At 63.6% G+C, this 6,173-nt stretch carries 6 protein-coding genes; all 6 read right to left on the reverse strand.

Annotated elements, in window-relative coordinates; all coding sequences use genetic code 11:
• Window positions 1-1,065: ABC transporter ATP-binding protein (locus EN750_RS14640; protein ID WP_145967653.1), on the reverse strand; the 1,065-nt coding region annotated here is incomplete at its 3' end.
• Complete coding sequence (locus EN750_RS14645) at window positions 1,055-1,663, reverse strand: cupin domain-containing protein (RefSeq protein ID WP_127328457.1); 609 nt, start codon at window positions 1,661-1,663, stop codon at window positions 1,055-1,057. The genes EN750_RS14645 and EN750_RS14640, both read right to left, overlap by 11 nt.
• A gap of 212 nt (window positions 1,664-1,875) precedes the next feature.
• On the reverse strand, window positions 1,876-2,946 hold the full coding sequence (locus EN750_RS14650; RefSeq protein ID WP_127396838.1) for an ABC transporter substrate-binding protein: 1,071 nt from the start codon (window positions 2,944-2,946) through the stop codon (window positions 1,876-1,878).
• The gene (locus EN750_RS14655) at window positions 2,931-3,800 is read right to left on the reverse strand and encodes an ABC transporter permease (RefSeq protein WP_127396839.1); all 870 of its coding nucleotides are present in this window, start codon (window positions 3,798-3,800) and stop codon (window positions 2,931-2,933) included. Before EN750_RS14655 ends, EN750_RS14650 begins: the two co-directional genes overlap by 16 nt.
• Complete coding sequence (locus tag EN750_RS14660) at window positions 3,797-4,681, reverse strand: ABC transporter permease (protein ID WP_127396840.1); 885 nt, start codon at window positions 4,679-4,681, stop codon at window positions 3,797-3,799. Before EN750_RS14660 ends, EN750_RS14655 begins: the two co-directional genes overlap by 4 nt.
• A 103-nt stretch (window positions 4,682-4,784) precedes the next feature.
• Window positions 4,785-6,065 (reverse strand): FAD-dependent oxidoreductase, encoded by a 1,281-nt coding sequence (locus EN750_RS14665; protein WP_127396841.1) that lies wholly within the window; start codon window positions 6,063-6,065, stop codon window positions 4,785-4,787.
• Window positions 6,066-6,173: the final 108 nt, after the last annotated feature.

Here is a 6,173-nt window from a genome sequence, read left to right on the forward strand (position 1 = left end):
GTTGGCACCACGGCGCAGGCTGATATGCGCCACGTCTCCGACGCTGAATTGGGAACCCTCGGCCTGGCGCGGTGCATCGATGACAACAGGGGCGCCCTGCCCGAGTTCGGCATGCAGGCGCAGCGTGCGGCCGTGAAAGACGATGCTGTTGACGCGCGCCGGTGCGGTGCCGGGCGCAGCTTCGGTGGCCGCCAGCAGATCCTCCGGGCGCACGCCAATGGTGCGCATCTCGCCTTGCCCGGGTGACTGGCCCGTTTCAGCGATGGCCTCCAGCGGCAAGGTGCCAGCGGTGAAACGCAAGCGACCGCCATCGCGGCCGACAAACCGTGATTGCAGGAGATTCATGGTGCCGATGAAGCTCGCCACAAACTTCGTGGCGGGCCGGTCGTAAAGGGTGGCCGGCGGCGCGATCTGCTCGATGCGGCCCTTGTTCATGACGACGATGCGGTCGGAGATCGACAGCGCTTCGGTCTGGTCGTGGGTGACCATGACGAAGGTGGTGCCGAGCCGCGACTGCAGCCGCTTCAGTTCAACCTGCATCTGCTCGCGCAGATGCGCATCGAGCGCCGACAGCGGCTCGTCGAGCAGGAGCACGCGTGGTTCGCAGACGATGGCACGCGCCAGCGCGACACGCTGGCGCTGGCCGCCCGACAGTTCGGAGACGCGGGCGCCAAGCTTGTCGGCGAGACCGACCATGTCGAGGGCCTCGCCGGTGCGCTTTGCCTGTTCGGCTCCAGACAGTTTGCGCAGTGACAGACCGAAGCCGACATTTTCGGCGACATTCATGTGCGGGAACAGCGCATAATCCTGGAACACGGTGTTGACCGGCCGGTCGAAGGGCCGAAGGGCCGTGATATCGCGACCATCGAGCAACACCTTGCCGCTCGACGGGCTTTCGAAACCGGCGATGACGCGCAGGCTGGTGGTCTTGCCGCAACCCGACGGCCCGAGCAGCGTGACAAACTCGCCGCTGATAATGTCGAGATCGACGGCGTCGAGCCCGACGATGCCGCCAGGGAAAATCTTCGAGACCGCCTGCAGTCGCACGAGTGGATCAGGCGCCATCGCGAACCTCGGACGGCTTCGTGGTGTTGACCCAGAGGATCTGGCAACGCTCGGCGCCGGGATTGCGGAAGGCATGCAAAAGCGTGCTCTTGAACGCAAAGCTGTCGCCGGCCTTCAGCACGTAATTTGTCGAATCCACCACCAGTTCGACCTCGCCGGCCAGCACGAAGCCGAATTCATGGCCGGCATGGGCATAGGCTTCGGCCGTGCCGCCACTGGCTTCCACCGTCACCAACATGCCGGTCAGCGTCGCGCCCGGCGGCGACAGCAGCGCCTTGGCAATGCCTTCCGATTTCACCGGGATCTGCCGCCGCTTGTCGGCACGCACACAATAGAGATCGCTGACGGCATCGTTGCCGTCTGCGATCAGCGCAGACGGCTCTATGTCGAGAGCAGCGGCGAGCGGCCAGATCACCTTGACGCGCAGCGAGGACATGCCGCGCTCGATCTGGCTCAACGCACCGATCGACACCCCGGCTTTTGCAGCAAGATCGGCCAGCGACAGATTGCGCTCCAGCCGCAGCGCCCGCACGCGCCGGCCGACCCGCACATCGGCATCGTCCTTCGGCTTCTCAGCCGGTTCGTCCAGCATGTCCATCAATTCGTCCTCGTTTGCAGTCTATCCATCGGAGCGCGGCGAAGCGTCGATAAGCTCCCCCTTCTCCCCTTGTGGGAGAAGGTGTCGCCGCAGGCGACGGATGAGGGGTGCTCCAGCTTGGCGACGACGGCGATCCGCCACGCACCCCTCATCCGTCTCGGCGCTGCGCGCCGATCCACCTTCTCCCACAAGGGGAGAAGGCAGGCCTCAACTCACCCGCCTGCCTTGACCTTTTCGAACATCTTGGCGAGGTCGTCATTCTGTTTCATCGGCCCGGTGAAGATGGTGGTCTTCAGCAACACCTCGGGATCGGATGGCAGCTGCAATTTCTCCAATTCCGCCTTCGGCACGGTGGCGAAGGCGGAGCTCAGCGAGCTGCCGTAACCATAGGCCTGGATCAGGTATTTGCCGGAGTCGGCATCCAGCCGGCTGTTGATGAAGTCATAGGCAAGATCGACATTCTTGGCGTCCTTGAGCATGACGAAGCCGCAGGCCCAGGTCAGCATGCCCTCCTTCGGCTTCATGAACTCGACCGGCACGCCCTGCTTCTTCAGCGACGTGGCGGACGCGTTCCAGGTCATGGCGGCGACCAATTGGCCGCTGGCCAACGCCTGTTCGACGGAGGTCATGTCGGTGGTGTAGTTGGAGAGCAGCGGGCGCTGCTCGCGCAGCTTCTCGGCCACCTTGTCCATTTGCTCCGGCGTCATGTCGAACGGATTGACGCCGGCGAGCAGCGCGGCCACCACAGGCGTGTCATGCACCGCGTCGATCGTCGCCATGCGGCCGGCATACTGCTTGTCCCACAAAAGGTTCCAGCTCGCTTCCGGGTTCTTCACCAGATCGGTGCGGTAGAGGATCGAGGTGTTGCCCCAGTCCCATGGCACCATCCAGACCTTGCCGTCGCCGGCCTGCAGGTCGGGCAGGTTCTTGAACACCGGGAAGATCGAATCCCAGTTCTTGATGCGCTTGGTGTCGATCGGCTGCAGCAGGCCTTCCTTGTTCCAGCGCGCCACCTTGTCATAACAGGGATGCGCGATGTCGGGGCGGAAGCCGGCCTTGACCTTGGTGAAGGCGTCATCGTCGTCACCGAAGATGGAGGCCTCGACGCCATCGGGATGCGCGGCGAGGAAGCTCTTGTTGAAATCGGGCAGTTCGTAGCCCGACCAGGTGAAATATTGCAGCTTGTCGCCGGCGAAAGCGACGGTCGACGACAGCGCCAGCGCGAACGCCGTCAATCCAGCGCAAACAGTCTTTGCAGAGATCGATTTCAGGTCGAATGCCATTGCAGTTCTCCTCTCTTGGTTTGTTTTGGTTGTGATGGATCCGCGGGCTTTGGCGCCGTGGCGGACAAGCCGCGATGGCGCAGGATTTCAGCTGCTGCAGCGATGATGAAGGACACAGCCAGGATCGAAGTGCCCAGCGCCATCACCGTCGGCAGCGACTTTGGAAAACGCAGCTGGCTCCAGATGTAGAGCGGCAGCGTCGGCTCGGTGCCGGCGAGGAAGAAGACAACGATGAATTCGTCGAAGGAGATCAGGAAGGCCAGCATGAAGGCCGAAATGATGGCCGGCAGGCTGAGCGGCAGCATGACCCGCCGGAACGTCGTCCAGTCGGAGGCGCCGAGATCGAGCGCCGCCTCGCGAATGGTTTTCGGGATGGCGGCGAAGCGGCTGCGCATGATCACCACGGTCGTCGGCAGCGCGACCAATATGTGGCCGAGAACGATGGCAATGCGCGATGGCCCCAGACCAATGAGGTTGATGAGGATCAGCAGCGATATGCCGACAATGACGCCGGGGATCAGGATCGGGAGCCTTGCGATGGCGCTGATGGTGGCGGCCAGCGGCGAGCGGCCGTAGAGGTCCATGTAGGATACGGTGATGCCGCACAGCGTCGCGCCCGTGGCGGCAATGGCGCCGATGACGAGGCTGTTCAAGAGTGCACCGGTCAGCGCCGAATTGCCGAACAGTGTCGCGTACCATTGTAAGGTGAAGCCTTGCAGCGGAAACGCTGCCTGGATCGAGTTGTTGAAGGAAAACAGCGGGATCAGCAGCACCGGCAGATAGAGAAAGACCAGATAGGCGATGACGTAGACGCCGAGCCAGCGGCCGCCTCCCTGCGTGCGTGCAGCGCTCATGTGCGGCTGCCAAATCTGCGGTCGGCGAAACGCGCGACCAGCACCACGGCAAGGATGACCAGCATGACGGCGACGGAGAGTGCGGCGCCAAACGGCCAGTCATTGGCCTTGCCGAACTGCGCCTGGATCAGCGTGCCGATCATGGTGCTGGCCGGGCCGCCGACGAGCGCCGGCGTGACATAGTCACCGACCGTCGGCACGAAGACGACAAGGGCTGCCGCCAGCACGCCCGGCATCGAATTGGGCAGCACGACCCGGCGGAAGGAAGTGAAGGGCCGCGCGCCGAGATCGGAAGCGGCCTCGATCAGCGATTTCGGGATGGTGTCCAGCGCCACGTAGATCGGCAGGATGGCGAAAGGCGCATAGGCGTGCGCTAACGTGACGACGACGGCCGCCGGCGTGTTGAGAAAGGCCAATGTCGGTTCGGACCAGATACCGCTTTCGATCAGCGCCGAGTTCAAAACGCCATTATAGGCGAGCACGATCTTCCAGGCGAAGACGCGCAGGAGATAGCTGGTCCAGAATGGCAGCGTCACCAGAAACAGCAGCAGGCCGCGCCGCCGGCCGGCGTGGAAGGCGAGGTAGTAGGCGACGGGATAAGCGGTGACGACCGTCGCCAGCGTGACCAGAGCGGCAATGATCAGCGAGCGCAGCGTCACCGTCCAGTACAGCGGATCGGACACCACGGTGACAAAATTCGCCACGGTGAAGCCGGCGCCGAGCAGCGAACCGTCATTGCCGCGGAAGGCGAGAAAAAGCACGAGGCCGAGGGCAAACAGGATCAGCAGGAAGGTGACCAGCGCGCCCGGCAGCAGCATGGCGACCCGGAAGCCCTGAGAAGACCGGGCCTCTGGCGCTGATGTTGCAACTAGGGCCGACATCGACCTGCCTATCGGAAATTTGAAATTATCTTAGAGTTTTTCATATTCATGAAACTGTCAAGCGGAATCCCAAACGGAACCCCATTGACAGGAATTGCTTTGGTCAGCGCTCCAACGCATCGAGCAGCCGGTACCAGGCGATGGTCGCGGCGACGCCAACCTGGCGGAAGGCGTGAAACGGGATCGGTCGGATCGGCGAGACCGGGAAGGGCAATTGCCTGACATCGCCACTCTGGAGATAGCCGGCGATGCGCTCGCCAAGCGCGGTCATCAGGCCGACACCACGACCCTGGCAGCCGGCCACGGCCAGCAGGCCCTGCTCCGGCTCATGGATGTGCGGCAGATGGTCCGGCGTCATCGCCACGCGGCCGAACCAGCGCTTCTCGATGGCGACACCGGACAGCACGGGATAGAGCCGCCGCAGCGCCCGCTCGAGATGCGCCCAGTCGCCGGCGCTCGTCGGCAGCGCCATGCGACCCCGGCCGCCAAGCACCAGCCGGCCGTCGGCGCTCTTGCGGTAGTAGACGAGGATGCGCCTGGAGTCCGACACCGCCTGTCCTTCCGGCAGGATCGTGGCCGCCAGGTTGGGCGGCAACGGCGCTGTAGCGATCTGGAAAGAATGCAGCGGCACGATCGTCTGGGCGAGACCGGGGATCAGACCGTCCGTGTAGGCGTTCGTCGCCAGCACGACCGCCTTTGCCTGCAATTGCACCCCGTTTTCAGTTGAAACACGCCAAACGCCGTCGCTTTTGTCTAGCCGCACCACCTTCTGATGTCCGGCTATCCTCACTCCAGCCGCGGTCGCGACCCGAGCAAGTTCCCACGTGTAGGCGAGCGGATCGATCACACCGGCGCGGCGGTCGAGCCAGCCGCCGAGATAACCCTGTGCACCGGTCTTGGCCGCGATCTCCGCCGCATCGAGCAACCGGACGTCGGCACCACGCGCCCGCCATTGCCGATCACGGTTTACCGCCGCCTTCAGTGCGGCCTCGGTGTGCGCAGCCTGGATCCAGCCATTGCGAACGAACGGCACCGCCAGTTTCTCGTCGCGGATCAGCTCGAACACCGCATCGGCGGTCGACGCCGCGAAATTGACAAGCGCCTCGCCGTGCTCCGGGCCAAAATGCTCCAGCAGCCATTCCGGATCGTATTTCAGGCCGGGAATGACCTGACCGCCATTCAAGCCTGATGCGCCCTGGCCGATCTCGCCAGCGTCCAGCACCTGCACCGACAGGCCAAGCCGGGCGGCATGCAAGGCGGTCGACAAGCCCATGATGCCACCGCCAACGATGGCGAGATCGACACGTTCGCCATTGGGAAGCGATTGAAACGTGGAAGCTGTCTGTGGCTTGCGCCAGATCGGATCGGAGAATGCTGTCGCCAAAGGTCACCTGAATGCGCTGCGATTGGTGAAAATCCTAGTCAGAATTTCACAATTTTGAAAGAGCGCCTTGGCTTTCGTCTGTGGACTGCCGCCGAGACGATCGGAGAC

It is taken from the genome of Mesorhizobium sp. M7A.F.Ca.ET.027.03.2.1, from assembly GCF_003999175.1.
GTDB lineage: Bacteria > Pseudomonadota > Alphaproteobacteria > Rhizobiales > Rhizobiaceae > Mesorhizobium.

Excerpts from the sequence above, each read along its gene's own strand:
- EN750_RS14660 (WP_127396840.1), bottom strand. The coding sequence starts at position 4,681 with ATGTCGGCCCTAGTTGCAACATCAGCGCCAGAGGCCCGGTCTTCTCAG.
- EN750_RS14650 (WP_127396838.1), bottom strand. The coding sequence starts at position 2,946 with ATGGCATTCGACCTGAAATCGATCTCTGCAAAGACTGTTTGCGCTGGA.
- EN750_RS14655 (WP_127396839.1), bottom strand. The coding sequence starts at position 3,800 with ATGAGCGCTGCACGCACGCAGGGAGGCGGCCGCTGGCTCGGCGTCTAC.
- EN750_RS14645 (WP_127328457.1), bottom strand. The coding sequence starts at position 1,663 with ATGGACATGCTGGACGAACCGGCTGAGAAGCCGAAGGACGATGCCGAT.